Below are 15,007 nucleotides of genomic sequence, written 5' to 3' on the forward strand. Positions count from 1 at the left end.
GCTTTCCCTTTTTTTTGACAGATTCAAGCGTGGCGCGATAGCAAAGCGGTTATGCAACGGATTGCAAATCCGTGTAGCCCGGTTCGACTCCGGGTCGCGCCTCCACCCAATTTGAACCCCATCGAAACCCACCAGGCAGCTCCGTCAACCGTCGTTGTCGGGGCTGTTTTTGTTTGGGGTATCGTCGCTCATCGACCCGCCGCCCGGATGGTGAAACTGGTAGACACATCGGACTTAAAATCCGCCGCTTCCTGCATAAGGGGCATGCCGGTTCGATTCCGGCTCCGGGCACCAACCAGACACAAGGGAGCACTCCATGCCTCGCTACAACGCTCCGTTTGAAATCCATGTGCATGGCGACGTTCCGCTGCGCGCAGACGTCACCTTCGCGCAGATCCAGGAGGCGTTGACGCCCCTGTGGAAATACGCTGGCGCCAAGTCGCTGGCCGATGGCGCGACCAGCGTTTACGAAGAAGAGCCCGGCATCCGTTTCGAGCAGAAGGACCATGTGCTCCAGATGTGCTGGACGGTGGCGGGCGACGAGGATTTCCGCCAGGCGCTCGACGAGATGTGCATGGCGTTGAACGAGTTGGCCGGGCAGGGCGCCGCCATCGAAATCACCTTCTACGACACCGAGTTCGATGAAGAGGAAGACGGCGACCCCGACGACGAGTCGCGCGACGACTTCATCATGCTGTTCGTTGGCCCGAACCCGGCGGCCATCATGCAGGTGCAGCGTGACCTGCTGGTCGAAGACGTGGTGAACCTGATGGAGCGCCATTTCGACGGCGCAGAGCTCGGTGGCGTGGTCACCGAAATCGACAAGCTGTTCGGCGAACGCTTCGATGCGCTGGTCAATTCGCTCGAAATCGGCAAGCGCCCACGCGGAGGCGGCGGCGGCGGCACCGGTGGTGGCTCGGGCGGCGGCGGACACGGCGGCGGTCGCCGTCCGCGGCACCTGCACTGAGCTATTCGACGAGCCGGAGGGCCGGCGGGATCGCATAGCGCGTCCCGTCGTATTGCAGTGTCAGGGTCTTGAAACTGGCCGGCTGCTCGCGCTCGGCGCACTCGCCGTCGCCCGTCGGGACGGCGTGGCTTTCGATGCGGGTCTGGCTCAGCAGCAGGTCGGCATAACCCCGATTCGCCGTCGTCCGCGATAGGGCCACCGACATGCGGAGCTGCTCGAACTTGCCGGCACAGCTGGTGTCCCACTCGCCGCGCTCCCGTGCCGTTTCCAGGCCGTCCAGCACCTTGCGCAGGTGCTCCCCCTGCGGCACATACAGAGAGAGTTCTTCGTTCGCGTAGGGGTTGGCGCGAGACGCGCCGCTGTGCTTCACCCGCAAGCCGAACGCGCGCGTGTCCGCTGCCAGGATGTAGCGCGCGGTATCGATCTGAATGTCGCTGATGCGCACCGCGTCTTCCACGAGCGCCCGGGATTCGAAAACGCGACTGCTGATGCGGGCGCGATCGGTGTTGCCGTTGTCGGCTTGTTGCACGACCATGACATCGAGGTCGTAGTCGGTGCTGCCTTCTGGCGACGCGGTCCGCGGCAACGGGAGCACCACGATGTAGCGCCCGAGAAACCCCGGCCAGGCCTTGCAGCCGGCCTTGTCGCGGTCGAGCTCCCTGTCCGGGTGCAGCTTGGCATGCATCCGCTCCGCCAGACCGCTGTCGCAGGAGGCCTGACTGGCCGTGCCGAAGGCGGCCAGGGTCCAGGCGATGCAAACCAGCCGCAACATGCGCGCCACCGTCAAACAGCCGCCGAGGCGATGGGCAGGGCGAGGGATGCCGGCGCCGCCGGCCCGACCAGCCAGCGTGCGGCCGCGGCATCGAGCTGAGGGGCGACACCGCTGGTCAGCAGTTCCACTTTTCCTTCGCCGTCGGCAAGCCGAGCCGCCGCGGTCAGCAGCCGCCGCGTTTGCTGCGCGACCGGGGCGCCGGTGTCGATGAAATGCACCGACTCGCCGGTGTGTCGGCGCAGCTCGGCGGCAACGAACGGGTAGTGCGTGCACCCCAGCACGAGCGTGTCAATCTGCCCGTCGGCGTCTCCGAAATCACCCGCGTCGCCCGTGTAGCGCGCGCAGAGCGCCGCGATGCTCGGAGCGTCTGCGGCCTCGATGGCGGAAGCCAGCCCATCGCAGGGCACGAGGCTGAAGCGGGCCTGGTCGGCCAGCGACGCCTGCAGCGCCTCGAACTTGCGGCTGGCCAGCGTGCCGCGCGTGGCGAGCACGGCGATGTGCCGGGTGCGGCTGCGGGCAACGGCGGGCTTGAGCGCCGGCTCCACGCCGACCAGTGGCAGCGCCGGATGGTCGGCGCGCAGCAGATGGATGGCCGCCGCCGTCGCCGTGTTGCACGCAACGACGAGTGCCTTGATGCCATGCCGATCAATGAGGTGGCGAGCGACCGCGCGGGTGCGCTCGGCCACGTACGCCTCGCTGCGTTCGCCATACGGCGCGTGCGCCGTGTCCGCGAAGTAGACGAAGCGCTCGTGCGGCAGTTCGGCGCGCAGCGCGTTCAGCACGCTGAGCCCGCCGACACCGCTGTCGAAAACGCCGATCGGGGAATCGCTCAAACGGCTTCCAGCGCAATCGTCTTCAACTCGCCGCTGGCGATGCGCTTTTGCCACTCGGCCGGGCCGGTGATGTGCGCGCTGGTGCCGCCGGCATCGACGGCCACCGTCACCGGCATGTCGACCACGTCGAATTCGTAGATGGCTTCCATGCCGAGGTCCGCGAAGCCCACGACCCTGGCCGTCTTGATTGCCTTGCTGACCAGGTACGCGGCACCGCCGACGGCCATCAGGTAGGCGCTCTTGTGTTTCTTGATGGCTTCGATGGCGACCGGGCCGCGTTCGGCCTTGCCGATCATCGCGATCAGGCCGGTTTGCGCCAGCATCATCTCGGTGAAGCCGTCCATGCGCGTGGCGGTGGTGGGGCCGGCCGGGCCGACCGCCTCGCCCTTCATCGGATCGACCGGGCCGACGTAGTAGATGACGCGGTGGGTGAAGTCCACGGGTAGCTTCTCGCCCCTGGCCAGCATGTCGGCGATGCGCTTGTGCGCCGCGTCGCGGCCGGTCAGCATCTTGCCGTTGAGCAGCAGCGTGTCACCCGGCTTCCAGCGGGCGACTTCTTCGGGCGTGAGCGCATCGAGGTACACCTTCTTGCTCTTCTGGTAGTCGGGCTTCCAGTCGACATCGGGCCACAGGTCGAGCGAGGGCGGCGTGAGGTAGACGGCGCCGCTGCCGTCCATCGTGAAGTGCGCATGCCGGGTGGCCGCGCAATTCGGGATCATGGCCACCGGCTTGCTGGCCGCGTGGGTCGGGTACATCTTGATCTTGATGTCGAGCACGGTCGCGAGGCCGCCCAGGCCCTGCGCGCCGATGCCGAGCGCATTGACCTTCTCGTACAGCTCGATGCGCAGCGCTTCGACTTTCGAGAGCTCGGCGCCCGAGGCCTTCTTGGCCTGCAGCTCGTGCATGTCGAGGTCGTCCATCAGGCTCTCCTTGGCCATCAGCGCAGCCTTTTCAGCGGTGCCGCCGATGCCGATGCCCAGCATGCCGGGTGGGCACCATCCCGCGCCCATCGTCGGCACCGTCTTGAGCACCCAGTCGACCACGCTGTCGCCGGGGTTCAGCATCACCAGCTTGCTCTTGTTCTCACTGCCGCCGCCCTTGGCCGCGACCGTCACTTCGAGCTTATCGCCGGGCACGATCTCGGTGAAGATCACCGCGGGCGTGTTGTCCTTGGTGTTCTTGCGGTCGAACTGCGGGTCGGCCACGACCGAGGCGCGCAGCGTGTTGTCGGGGTGGTTGTAGCCCTGGCGCACGCCTTCGTTGATGGCATCGTCCAGGCTGCCGGTGAAGCCGCCCCAGCGCACGTCCATGCCGACCTTGAGGAACACGTTGACGATGCCGGTGTCCTGGCAGATCGGCCGGTGGCCGGTCGCGCTCATCTTGCTGTTGGTGAGGATCTGCGCAATGGCGTCCTTGGCCGCCGGGCTCTGCTCACGCTCGTAGGCCTTGGCCAGGTGCGCGATGTAGTCGGTCGGGTGGTAGTAGCTGATGTACTGAAGGGCGGCGGCGACGGATTCGATCAGGTCGGCCTGCTGGATGGTGGTGGTCATCGTGCGGTTTTTGGGTGTGCGGTGGGGAGCCGAAATTATCTCCCACCGCCTCTCCGGCCGCCCTCGTGTGTCAGACCGGCGGACGCTTCATCTGGCACGACGTCGGCTGCGCGCTCACGTACGAATCCCACACGACTTCGGAGCGGAAGCCGTAGCCCGTGTTCTCGGCGTCGTACTTCACGCCCGGGCTGCCCTTCTTGGCCCACACGCCCAGGTAGATCGGCGCGAGCATCTGGTGATCGGCCTTGCGCATTTCGACCTCGCCGACCGGGCTTTCGTACTTCATGCCTTCCATCGCGAAAGCGACCTTTTTCGGGTCGGTCGATTTCGCTGTGCGCATCGCAGCGCGCAGCATGTTCATGGTGTACCAGTGCGAGGCGTAGATGAAGTCTTCGTCGGGCGACTTCTTCTTGTACGCCTGGGCGATCTTCTCCAGCGCGGGCGTCGGCGCGTTGCTGCCCCAGTTCCACATCACGCTCACCTTGTCGACGCCCCACGCGCCCATCTGCGACGGGATGCCCGGGTTGTTGGCGTTGAAGGTGTAGAAATTGATGTTGAGGTTGTAGTCCTTGGCGGCCTTGAACAGGAGGCCGAGGTCGCTGCCCCAGTTGGAGGTGATGACGGTGTCGGCGCCCGAGGCGGCGATCTTGGCGACATACGGTGCGAAGTCGCGCACGGTGGCGATCGGCACATAGTCTTCGCCCACGATCTGGATGTCGGGCCGCTTCTTCGCCAGGTAGGCGCGCGAGGCCTTCGCGACCTGCTGGCCGTGTGTGTAGTTCTGGTTGAACAGGAAGACTTTCTTCACCGCCGGCTTGGTCTGCAGGTAGGTGGTGAGGCCTTCGATCTGCATCTCGCTCGACGGGTAGAAGCGGAAGTGCCAGAAGCTGCACTTCTCGTTGGTCAGGCCCGGGTCCATCGCCGAATAGTTCAGGTAGACCATCGCGCCGTTCGGGTCGCGGTCGGCTTGCTTGTTGATCGCGTCGACCAGTGCGAAGGCCACGCCCGAACCGCCGCCCTGCGTGACATAGCGGATGTTCTGGTCGTAGGCTGCCTTCAGCGCCGACGTGCTCTCCTGCGGCGAACCCTTGCCGTCGAAGGGCACGATCTCGAACTTCGGGTCGGTCGGCGTGGCGGTGGCATTGAGCTGCGCGACGACTTCGCGCAACTGATTGAGCGAGCCCTGGCCGGTGAAGGCGAAGGCGCCCGAAAGCACCTCGATGAAGCCGATCTTGACCGTTTCGGCGGCGGTGGCGGCGCCGCATGCGGCGAACGCGGCAGCGCAAAGTAAGGAACGGACCGGGCGGATGAAACCGAAGCGCTGCATGCTTGTCTCCATTGGATTGGGGGTGGAGCGGACAGTAAGGCGGCGCATCGCGGCGCTTCCGTCGCCCGCGCGACTTTCCGCGCAGGGACTATCCCTTAGCCGCTGCGCCATCCGGCGACCTGCGTCATGATCTGAAACCGATCACCCAGGCAGCACCACGCCCTGGCCGACAGCACCGATTTCGAACCCTTCGCCTTCTGATGCTCTTCCGCCGTCTACAGGGTGCGTGGCCTGGCCTTGATGCGTGCTGCAGACACGCCTCGCCAGCATCGTGGCGGTCATGCGCGTGTTCAAGGTCACTGTTCCGAGCACGCCGACCATCGACCGGATCGTCGCCACCCGCGATGCGCACGAGGCTTTCGCCAAGGCCGCACCCGACCGCCAGGAGGGCGCGCCAGCGACAAGGCCTCTCGGCCGCTGAACGCCGGGCCGCGCGTGCCGCGGGGATACTGTCGGCTCTTTAACCGACCCCGCACCTTCCCATGACCACACGCACCGAGCGCGACACCTTCGGCCCGATCGAAGTCCCCTCCGACAAACTCTGGGGCGCGCAGACGCAGCGTTCGCTGCAGAACTTCGACATTTCCGGGGAGCGCCAGCCGACCGAAATCATCACGGCGCTGGCGCAGGTCAAGCGCGCGTCGGCCGTCGTGAACCACGCGCTCGGCCTGCAGGACGAAAAGAAGACGAAGGCCATCGTGGCCGCGGCCGACGAAGTCATCGCCGGCAAGCACCCCGGCGAATTCCCGCTGGTGGTCTGGCAGACCGGCTCGGGCACGCAGACCAACATGAACGTCAACGAGGTGCTGGCCAATCGCGCGAGCGAGATCCTCGGCGGCGAGCGCGGGGAAGGGCGGCTGGTGCACCCGAACGATGACGTCAACCGCAGCCAGTCGAGCAACGACGTGTTCCCGACCGCGATGCACGTCGCCGCGGTCGAGGCGCTCACGCACAAGCTGCTGCCAGCCATCGCCAAGCTGCGCGGCACTTTGCAGAAGAAGTCGGACGACTTTGCCGACATCGTGAAGATCGGGCGCACCCATCTGCAGGATGCGACGCCGCTCACGCTCGGCCAGGAATTTTCGGGCTACGTTGCCCAGCTCGACCACGGCGAGCGTCACGTGCGGGCCGCGCTCCCGCACCTGTGCGAACTGGCGCTCGGCGGCACCGCCGTGGGCACGGGTCTGAATGCGCCCAAGGGCTACGCCGAGCAGTCCGCGGCCGAACTCGCGCGACTGACCGGGCTGCCCTTCGTGACGGCGCCCAACAAGTTCGAGGCGTTGGCGTCGGTCGACGCCCTGGTGCATGCGCACGGGGCGCTCAAGACGCTGGCCGCCAGCATGATGAAGATCGCCAACGACGTGCGCTGGCTCGCGAGCGGTCCGCGCAGCGGCATCGGCGAACTGAGCATTCCGGAGAACGAACCGGGTTCGTCGATCATGCCGGGCAAGGTCAACCCGACGCAGAGCGAAGCCGTCACGATGCTGGCCGCGCAGGTGTTCGGCAACGACGTCGCCATCAACTTCGGGGGCGCGTCGGGCAATTTCGAGCTGAACGTGTTCCGCCCGATGGTGGCGCACAACTTCCTGCAGAGCGTGCGCCTGCTGGCCGACGGCATGGTGAGCTTCAACGACCACTGCGCCGTGGGCATCGAGCCGAACCGCGAACGCATCACCGAACTGGTCGAGCGTTCGCTGATGCTGGTCACCGCGCTCAACACGCACATCGGCTACGACAAGGCGGCCTCCATCGCGAAGAAGGCGCACAAGGAAGGCTCGAGCCTGCGCGAGGCGGTGGTGGCCTCGGGACACCTGACCGGCGACCAGTTCGACGCCTGGGTCATCCCGGCAAACATGACGGGCCGCTGAAGGCCCGCCAAGCGCCAAGGCTCAGTGCTCGCCGGGGAGCCGGGTCATCAGCTTGTCGGTGTAGGCGATGGCCATCGCCGACAGCAGGAACGTGATGTGGATCACCGTCTGCGCGATCAGCACGCGGTCGGTGTAGTTGTCGGCGTTGATGAAGGTCTTCAGCAGGTGGATCGAGCTGATGCCGATGATGGCGGTGGCCAGCTTGACCTTCAAGACCGAGGCGTTCACATGGCTCAGCCACTCTGGCTGGTCGCGGTGGCCTTCCAGGTGCATGCGGCTCACGAAGGTCTCGTAGCCACCGACGATGACCATGATCAGCAGGTTGCTGATCATCACCACGTCGATCAGAGCCAGCACCACCAGCATGATGACCGTCTCGTTGAGCGTCGTGACTGGCGCGATCGTTTTGTAGCCGATGCTGCTGACCAGCGCCTGCAAGGCCGTCTGGCTCCCGAAGGCCGCCTCGACCAGGTGAACCAGCTCGACCAGGAAATGCACCACGTACACCGCCTGCGCCACGATCAAGCCGAGATACAGCGGCAATTGCAGCCAGCGGCTCGCGAAGATCAGCTTGGGCAGCGGCCGCAATGGCGAGGTTCTGGCGGGCGTGGGAATGAGCGGATCAGGGGAAGACATCGGGTGGGCGCGGGGGAGGAAAGGCGCGATTCTAGGGGTGGACCAGAGGCGCCTTTTGGAAGGCGCCTTCGCTCACATGGTTTAGCGCGTCAGTGCGCCGTAAGTGGCCCCGCAGACATTACCGCCGATACCCACAAGCAGGTTCAGGAGACAACAATGAGCAGCGCATCGAAAAACATCGAATCGGTTCTGGTCGAGAACCGCGTCTTCCCGCCGGACGAACGTGCCCGCCACGGCGCTCGCATCGCCGGCATGGCGGCCTACGAGGCCCTCTGCAAGGAAGCGGAAACCGACCTCGATGGTTTCTGGACCCGACTGGCTCGCGAAAACCTCAGCTGGACGAAGCCCTTCACCCGCACGCTCGATGAATCCAGGGCACCTTTCTATGAATGGTTCGGCGACGGCGAACTGAACGCGTCGGCCAACTGCCTTGATCGCCACATGGGCACGCCGGTCGAGAACAAGACCGCGATCGTGTTCGAGGCGGACGACGGCACGGTCACCCAGGTCACCTACAAGGAACTGCTCGCCCGCGTGAGCCAGTTCGCCAATGCGCTGGCGGCGCGTGGTGTCAAGAAGGGCGACCGCGTCATCGTCTACATGCCGATGACCATCGAAGGCGTGGTCGCGATGCAGGCCTGCGCCCGCATCGGCGCGACGCACAGCGTGGTGTTCGGCGGCTTCTCGGCCAAGGCGTTGCAGGAACGAATCATCGACGCCGGCGCCGTCGCGGTCATCACCGCCAACTACCAGTTGCGCGGCGGCAAGGAACTGCCGCTCAAGGCGATCGTGGACGACGGCATCGCGCTGGGCGGCTGCGAATCCATCAAGACGGTGCTGGTCTATGAGCGCACGGCCACGGCCTGCGACATGGTCGCCGGCCGCGACTTGACCTTCGCCGAAGCCTTGAAAGGCCAGAGCACCGAGTGCGCGCCCGTGCCGGTCAACGCCGAGCATCCGCTCTTCATCCTCTACACCTCGGGTTCCACCGGCAAGCCGAAGGGTGTGCAGCATGCGACGGGTGGCTATCTCTTGTGGGCACGGCTCACGATGGACTGGACCTTCGACCTTCGGCCCGAAGACGTCTTCTGGTGCACCGCCGATATCGGCTGGATCACCGGCCATACCTACGTCGCCTACGGTCCGCTCGCCGCGGGCGCGACGCAGGTCGTGTTCGAGGGCATCCCGACCTTCCCGCACGCCGGGCGCTTCTGGCAAATGATCGAGAAGCACAAGGTCTCGATCTTCTACACGGCGCCGACGGCGATCCGTTCGCTCATCAAGGCTGCGGAATCCGACGAGAAAGTGCATCCGAAGAACTGGGACTTGTCGAGCCTGCGCATCCTTGGCTCGGTCGGCGAGCCGATCAATCCCGAAGCCTGGATGTGGTACCACCGGAACATCGGCCACGAGAAATGTCCGATCGTCGACACCTTCTGGCAAACCGAAACGGGCGGCCACGTCATCACACCGCTGCCGGGCGCGACGCCGCTGGTGCCAGGCTCCTGCACGCTGCCGCTGCCGGGCATCATGGCCGCCATCGTCGACGAGACGGGCAAGGACTTGCCAAATGGCGCGGGCGGCATGCTCGTCATCAAGCGACCCTGGCCTTCGATGATCCGCACGATCTGGAACGACCCCGAGCGCTTCAAGAAAAGCTATTTCCCCGAAGAAATGGGCGGCACGATTTACCTGGCCGGCGATGGCGCGGTGCGCAGCGAAGACCGCGGCTACTTCCGCATCACCGGCCGCATCGACGACGTGTTGAACGTGTCGGGCCACCGTCTGGGCACGATGGAGATCGAATCGGCGCTGGTGTCCAAGACTGATCTTGTGGCCGAAGCCGCCGTGGTGGGCCGTCCGGACGACGTGACGGGTGAGGCCGTGTGCGCCTTTGTCGTGCTCAAGCGCGGAAGGCCGACCAGCGACGAGGAAGCCAAGAAGATCGCGGCCGAGTTGCGCAGCTGGGTCGCCAAGGAGATCGGCCCCATCGCCAAGCCCAAGGACATCCGTTTCGGCGAGAACCTGCCCAAGACCCGCAGCGGCAAGATCATGCGGCGCCTGTTGCGCAGCATCGCCAAGGGCGAAGCCATCACGCAGGACACCTCGACGCTGGAAAACCCGGCCATCCTCGAGCAGCTCGGCCAGGCTTACTGACAACGATCCGCCCGTACCCGTACATCACGTTACGCCCGAAGGGCCGCGTCCGACGCGGCCCTTCTCCGTTGTGCGTTACAAACGGGCCCTGATTGTTCGAGGAGACTGAATCATGGGATGGCGTTTGGGACTTTTGTCGTTGGTGGTGGTACTGATCGTGGCGCTCGCCACCCTGAATTGGGGCGCGCTTGTCACGCCTGTCGACATGTGGATCGGCTTCATGACGGTGTCGGCCCCACTCGGGCTGATCATGCTGGGCCTCACCGCCTTGCTCGGGCTGATGTTCCTCTTCTACGTGTTCTACCTGCAGAGCACCGTCATGATCGACGCCCGCCGCCATAGCAAGGAAATGCAGGTCCAGCGCGAGCTCGCTGACAAGGCCGAAGCTTCGCGGTTCACCGAACTGCGCAACTTCATCGAAGCGCAGGCGCAAAAGCAGGCCGCGCGTGCGACCGACATGCAGCAAGCCGTGCTGGTCCGCGTGGACCAGGTCGACAACACGATCGCCGCGCACATCGGCCAGCTTGAAGACAGGCTGGAGCGTCGAGCCATGGCCGTGACCGCGCCACAGCCAGCGGTCACGCCATCGCCGTTCGCGTGACCCCGCGGCCGGAGCTCACTTTGTCGAGAGCACCCAGGCTGCGAGCTTTTTCGCGTCGGCGTCGCTGACCTGGGTGTTGGCCGGCATCGGTACCGGGCCCCACACGCCAGCGCCGCCCTTCATGATCTTGGTCGCCAGAAGGTCCACGGCGCCCTTGTTGTCCTTGTACTTCGCCGCGATGTCCTTGAACGACGGTCCGAGCACCTTGCGCTCGACCGCGTGACAGCTCATGCAGTTTTTCGAGGTCGCGAGCGCCAGGTCGGCGAACGCGGGTGCCGCGAGGGCCAGACCGGCGACAGCGAGCAGCAAGGCTCTTTTCATGGTGTGACTTCGTAAACAGTGAGTTACATTCAATCCACAATTGTAGACAGCAAGGTGCGAATGCACTGAAGGATTCGCCATGTGGTTTTTGATGTTGGGCTTGCTCGGCGTGGCACTCAAATATCTCGAAATCGGTCCGGTCGCCACCTTGAGCTGGTGGGTCGTGCTGATTCCGTTCGCGCTCGCGATCGCCTGGTGGTCCTATGCCGATGCGTCGGGTTACACCAAGCGTCGCGTGATCGAAAGAGAAAACGAGCGCAAGGCCCACCGAATCGATCGGCAACGCAGTGCGCTCGGGATGCTCAACAGCCGCTCGGCGACCAAGCGGCGCAAGTAAGCCACCGCGAGGCGATCAATACTTGTCCAGCACCGCGCCGGAGCTCGCGCTCGACGCGTTGAAAGCGAACTTGGCCTGCACGCCGCGGGTGTAGCGCGGCGCCGGTGCCTTCCAGCCCTCGCGGCGCTTGTCGAGTTCGGTGTCCGGCACATTCAGCTCCAGCACCAGCTTGTGGGCATCGATGGTGATCGAGTCGCCTTCGTGGACGAACGCGATCGTGCCGCCCGCATACGCTTCCGGTGCCACGTGGCCGACCACCATGCCCCACGTGCCACCCGAGAAGCGACCGTCGGTGATGAGGCCCACGCTTTCGCCCAGGCCCGCGCCGATCAGTGCGCCGGTCGGCGCCAGCATTTCCGGCATGCCCGGGCCGCCCTTGGGGCCGAGATAGCGCAGCACCATCACGTCGCCCGCCTTGATCTTGCCGGCCAGGATGGCGGCCAGCGCCGACTGCTCGTCGTCGAACACGCGGGCGGGGCCGGTGATGACCGGGTTCTTCAGGCCGGTGATCTTGGCGACCGCGCCTTCAGGCGACAGGTTGCCCTTCAGGATGGCGAGATGGCCTTCGGCGTACATCGGCTTGTCGAACGGGCGGATCACATCCTGGTCGGCCCGGGGCACGTCAGGCACATCGGCCAGCACTTCGGCGATGGTCTGGCCGGTGATGGTGATGCAGTCGCCATGCAGCAAGCCCGCCTTGAGCAGCATCTTCATGACCTGCGGAATACCGCCGGCCTGGTGCAGGTCGACCGCGAGGTACTTGCCGCTCGGCTTCAGGTCGCACAGCACCGGCACCTTCTTGCGCATGCGCTCGAAGTCGTCGATGGTCCATTCGACTTCGGCCGCGTGCGCGATCGCCAGGAAGTGCAGCACCGCGTTGGTCGAGCCGCCGGTCGCCATGATCACGGCGACCGCGTTCTCGATGGCCTTGCGCGTCACGATGTCGCGCGGCTTCAGGTCGTTTCGGATCGCCTCGATCAGCACCCTGGCCGATTCCTTCGCCGAGTTTTCTTTTTCGTCGTGCGGATTGGCCATCGTGGACGAGTAGGGCAGCGACAGGCCCAGCGCCTCGAACGAGCTCGACATCGTGTTGGCCGTGTACATCCCGCCGCAGGAGCCCGTGCCCGGAATGGCCCGCTTCTCGATCTGCAGCAGGTCTTCGTCGCTCATGTTGCCGGCGGCGTTCTGGCCGACCGCTTCGAACACGCTGACGATGTTCAGGTCCTGGCCCTTGTAGCGGCCCGGCAGGATGGTGCCGCCGTAGACGTAGATGGCCGGCACGTTGGCGCGCAGCATGCCCATCATGCCGCCCGGCATGTTCTTGTCGCAGCCACCGACCACCAGCACACCGTCCATCCACTGGCCGCCGACGCAGGTCTCGATGCAGTCGGAGATCACTTCGCGGCTGACCAGCGAAAACTTCATGCCTTCGGTGCCCATCGCCATGCCGTCGGAAATCGTCGGCGTGCCGAAAACTTGCGCGTTGCCGCCGGCTTCCTCGATGGCTTCGATGGCCGCGTCGGTCAGCTTTTGCAGGCCCGAGTTGCAGGGCGTGATGGTGCTGTGGCCGTTCGCGACACCGACCATCGGCTTCTTGAAGTCGGCTTCTTCGTAGCCCATCGCGTAGAACATCGAGCGATTCGGCGCGCGGCTCTTGCCTTCGACGATGTTGAGGGAACGGCGGTTGATCGGCGTGTCGGCCATGGCGGTCTCTTTTCTCTTGGGGAAATCGTGGACGCCCAGTATCCGACGAAGTATTGATTGCTTCCAATCCTATTCATTGGCCAGATTGATATGCTCGGCGTATGAAAGAAACGCTCATCGACCTGCGCGCCTGGCGCCAGTTCGTCGCCGTGGCCGAAGAGCTGCATTTCGGCCGAGCGGCCGCTCGCCTGCACATGACGCAACCGCCCGTGACACAGGCCATTGCGCAACTCGAAAAGACGCTCGGCGTGCTGCTGTTCGACCGCACGCGACGGCGCGTCGCGCTCACGCCGACAGGCGAGGCGCTGCTGCCCGACGTGCGCGAGCTGTTGGCGCGTTCGCAGGCCTTGCCGCTGCGGGCACGAGCGGCGGCGGCAGGGCAGGTCGGCCGAGTCCGGCTGGCATTCGTCTCGACCATCGGTTTCGAGACGCTGCCGGCCTGGGTGCGCGAGTTTCGCGCGCAGTGCCCGGAGGTTGCGCTCGAACTGGTCGAGGCGACCGGCGATGTGCAGCTCGACGCGCTGGCCCGCGGCGAGATCGATGCGGGGCTGATGCTGCATTCGCCCGGTTTCGCGCCGCCCGAACTCGACCGGCTGCCGGTGTCGGAAGAGCCGCTGGTGCTGGCCTTGCCGACAGCGCACCCGCTCGCCGGCGCCGAGCCGCTGACGCTCGATGCCGTGCTGGCGGAGCCGCTGGTGATCTTCCCGCGACGCATCGTGCCGTCGCTGCACGACGCCATCTACGCGCTCTACCAGGCGGCAGGACGCATGCCGGTGGTCGCGCAGGAGGCCATCCAGATGCAGACCATCGTGAATCTCGTGTGGGGCGGCCTCGGCGTGGCCTGGGTGCCCGAAAGCGTCACGCAGTTCCGGCGTGAAGGCGTCGTCTACCGCAAGGCAGGCGAGCTCGCGACGACCGCGCGCCGCCGCAAGACATTGCCGGCGTGCCAGACCAGCCTGGTGTGGCGGGCGGCGTCCGACGATCCGGCGCTCGCGCGCTTCGTCGCTTTCGTCAAGGCAACACGCGGCTGACGGCCACGTCGGGCGCGGCACAATCGCGCGATGCTCATGTATCCCCAGATCAACCCCGTCGCGCTCCAGCTCGGTCCGATCGCCATCCACTGGTATGGCCTGACCTATCTGGCCGCTTTCGCGCTTTTCTTTTTCCTCGGCACCCACCGGCTCCGACATGAGCCGTACCGTTCGCTCGCCGGCGCTTCGGCCTGGAGCCGCAAGGATGTGGAAGACATCCTCTTTCTCGGCGTGATGGGCGTCATCGTCGGCGGCCGGCTCGGCTACTGTTTGTTCTACAAGCCCGGCTATTACCTCTCCCACCCGCTCGAAATCTTCTTCGTGTGGCAGGGCGGCATGAGCTTTCACGGCGGCTTTCTGGGTGTGATGGGCGCGATGGTCTGGTTTGCGCGGTCACGCATGCGGCCGTTCTGGCAGGTGATGGATTTCGTGGCACCGTGCGTGCCGACCGGGCTCGCAGCGGGCCGCGTCGGCAACTTCATCAACGGCGAACTGTGGGGCCGTTTCAGCAGCCCCGACCTGCCGTGGGGCATGGTGTTTCCACAAAGCGGATCGATGCTGCCGCGCCACCCGTCGCAGGTGTATCAGTTCCTGCTCGAGGGGTTGCTGCTCTTCGTGATCGTGTGGCTCTACGCGCGCCGGGAGCGCAAGACCGGCCAGGTTGCAGCAGTGTTCTGCGCAGGCTACGGCGTGATGCGCTTCATCGCCGAGTTCTATCGCGAGCCGGACGACTTCCTGGGCCTGCAGGCGCTCAACCTGAGCCAGGGCCAATGGCTCAGCGTGCCGATGATTCTGTTCGGCATCGGGCTTTGGTTCTGGGCTGCTCGACGCCCGCCGGCACGCACCCAGGCTGCAGGGTAATTACCGAGACATCACGCCGCGCACCGGCTTGCGCGGCCCGAT

General features: G+C 65.5%; 15 protein-coding genes and 2 tRNA genes. 10 read left to right on the forward strand and 7 right to left on the reverse strand.

All coding sequences use genetic code 11. From position 1 onward, the window contains the following. Positions 1 to 31 precede the first annotated feature (31 nt). The 3 genes from AX767_RS18420 to AX767_RS18430 all read left to right on the forward strand — a co-directional run bounded on the left by AX767_RS18420 (position 32) and on the right by AX767_RS18430 (position 967). Positions 32 to 105, forward strand: a tRNA-Cys gene (locus tag AX767_RS18420). Positions 106 to 201: 96 nt separating this feature from the next. Beyond that, a tRNA-Leu gene (locus tag AX767_RS18425) sits at positions 202 to 294 on the forward strand. A gap of 22 nt (positions 295 to 316) precedes the next feature. Continuing rightward, positions 317 to 967: a DUF6806 family protein gene (locus tag AX767_RS18430; RefSeq protein ID WP_068632646.1), complete on the forward strand. Its 651-nt coding sequence runs from the start codon at positions 317 to 319 to the stop codon at positions 965 to 967. Between the two features lies 1 nt (position 968). Here AX767_RS18430 and AX767_RS18435 read toward each other — a convergent pair whose 3' ends face one another. From AX767_RS18435 to AX767_RS18450, 4 genes are all read right to left on the reverse strand, one after another. Continuing rightward, positions 969 to 1,739, reverse strand: a complete 771-nt coding sequence (locus AX767_RS18435) for a hypothetical protein (RefSeq protein ID WP_082755166.1) — start codon at positions 1,737 to 1,739, stop codon at positions 969 to 971. Between the two features lie 11 nt (positions 1,740 to 1,750). Then, the gene (gene murI / locus AX767_RS18440; protein ID WP_068632648.1) at positions 1,751 to 2,572 is read right to left on the reverse strand and encodes a glutamate racemase; all 822 of its coding nucleotides are present in this window, start codon (positions 2,570 to 2,572) and stop codon (positions 1,751 to 1,753) included. Next, entirely contained in the window at positions 2,569 to 4,122 is a 1,554-nt protein-coding gene (locus AX767_RS18445) for a fumarate hydratase (protein WP_068632649.1), read from the reverse strand. The genes murI and AX767_RS18445 overlap by 4 nt, the downstream gene beginning before the upstream one ends. 70 nt (positions 4,123 to 4,192) lie before the next feature. After that, the gene (locus tag AX767_RS18450) at positions 4,193 to 5,449 is read right to left on the reverse strand and encodes a branched-chain amino acid ABC transporter substrate-binding protein (protein WP_068632650.1); all 1,257 of its coding nucleotides are present in this window, start codon (positions 5,447 to 5,449) and stop codon (positions 4,193 to 4,195) included. A 244-nt stretch (positions 5,450 to 5,693) separates the two neighbouring features. On the opposite strand from AX767_RS18450, the gene AX767_RS21450 reads away from it, so the two are divergent. After that, positions 5,694 to 5,870 (forward strand): hypothetical protein, encoded by a 177-nt coding sequence (locus AX767_RS21450; RefSeq protein ID WP_156481085.1) that lies wholly within the window; start codon positions 5,694 to 5,696, stop codon positions 5,868 to 5,870. A gap of 61 nt (positions 5,871 to 5,931) precedes the next feature. Next, complete coding sequence (fumC, locus tag AX767_RS18455) at positions 5,932 to 7,317, forward strand: class II fumarate hydratase (protein ID WP_068632651.1); 1,386 nt, start codon at positions 5,932 to 5,934, stop codon at positions 7,315 to 7,317. A 21-nt stretch (positions 7,318 to 7,338) separates the two neighbouring features. On the opposite strand, the gene AX767_RS18460 is transcribed toward fumC, so the two are convergent. Further along, entirely contained in the window at positions 7,339 to 7,953 is a 615-nt protein-coding gene (locus tag AX767_RS18460) for a YqhA family protein (protein ID WP_068632652.1), read from the reverse strand. Positions 7,954 to 8,109: 156 nt separating this feature from the next. Between AX767_RS18460 and acs the strand changes: the two genes are divergently transcribed. Both acs and AX767_RS18470 read left to right on the forward strand, forming a co-directional pair. Beyond that, on the forward strand, positions 8,110 to 10,110 hold the full coding sequence (gene acs, locus AX767_RS18465; protein ID WP_068632653.1) for an acetate--CoA ligase: 2,001 nt from the start codon (positions 8,110 to 8,112) through the stop codon (positions 10,108 to 10,110). A 112-nt stretch (positions 10,111 to 10,222) separates the two neighbouring features. After that, entirely contained in the window at positions 10,223 to 10,711 is a 489-nt protein-coding gene (locus AX767_RS18470) for a Signal transduction histidine kinase (protein ID WP_068632654.1), read from the forward strand. Between the two features lie 15 nt (positions 10,712 to 10,726). Here AX767_RS18470 and AX767_RS18475 read toward each other — a convergent pair whose 3' ends face one another. After that, positions 10,727 to 11,032, reverse strand: a complete 306-nt coding sequence (locus AX767_RS18475) for a c-type cytochrome (protein WP_068632655.1) — start codon at positions 11,030 to 11,032, stop codon at positions 10,727 to 10,729. A gap of 79 nt (positions 11,033 to 11,111) precedes the next feature. On the opposite strand from AX767_RS18475, the gene AX767_RS18480 reads away from it, so the two are divergent. After that, on the forward strand, positions 11,112 to 11,369 hold the full coding sequence (locus tag AX767_RS18480) for a TIGR04438 family Trp-rich protein (protein ID WP_068632656.1): 258 nt from the start codon (positions 11,112 to 11,114) through the stop codon (positions 11,367 to 11,369). A gap of 15 nt (positions 11,370 to 11,384) precedes the next feature. Here AX767_RS18480 and ilvD read toward each other — a convergent pair whose 3' ends face one another. Next, positions 11,385 to 13,073, reverse strand: a complete 1,689-nt coding sequence (gene ilvD / locus AX767_RS18485; protein ID WP_068632657.1) for a dihydroxy-acid dehydratase — start codon at positions 13,071 to 13,073, stop codon at positions 11,385 to 11,387. A gap of 101 nt (positions 13,074 to 13,174) precedes the next feature. On the opposite strand from ilvD, the gene AX767_RS18490 reads away from it, so the two are divergent. Both AX767_RS18490 and lgt read left to right on the forward strand, forming a co-directional pair. After that, the gene (locus AX767_RS18490; RefSeq protein WP_068632658.1) at positions 13,175 to 14,104 is read left to right on the forward strand and encodes a LysR family transcriptional regulator; all 930 of its coding nucleotides are present in this window, start codon (positions 13,175 to 13,177) and stop codon (positions 14,102 to 14,104) included. Positions 14,105 to 14,134: 30 nt separating this feature from the next. After that, positions 14,135 to 14,965 carry a prolipoprotein diacylglyceryl transferase gene (lgt, locus tag AX767_RS18495; RefSeq protein WP_068632659.1) on the forward strand — a complete coding sequence of 277 codons (831 nt, stop codon included), beginning with the start codon at positions 14,135 to 14,137 and terminating at the stop codon, positions 14,963 to 14,965. Positions 14,966 to 15,007: the final 42 nt, after the last annotated feature.

Source organism: Variovorax sp. PAMC 28711 (genome assembly GCF_001577265.1).
Lineage (GTDB): Bacteria > Pseudomonadota > Gammaproteobacteria > Burkholderiales > Burkholderiaceae_C > Variovorax.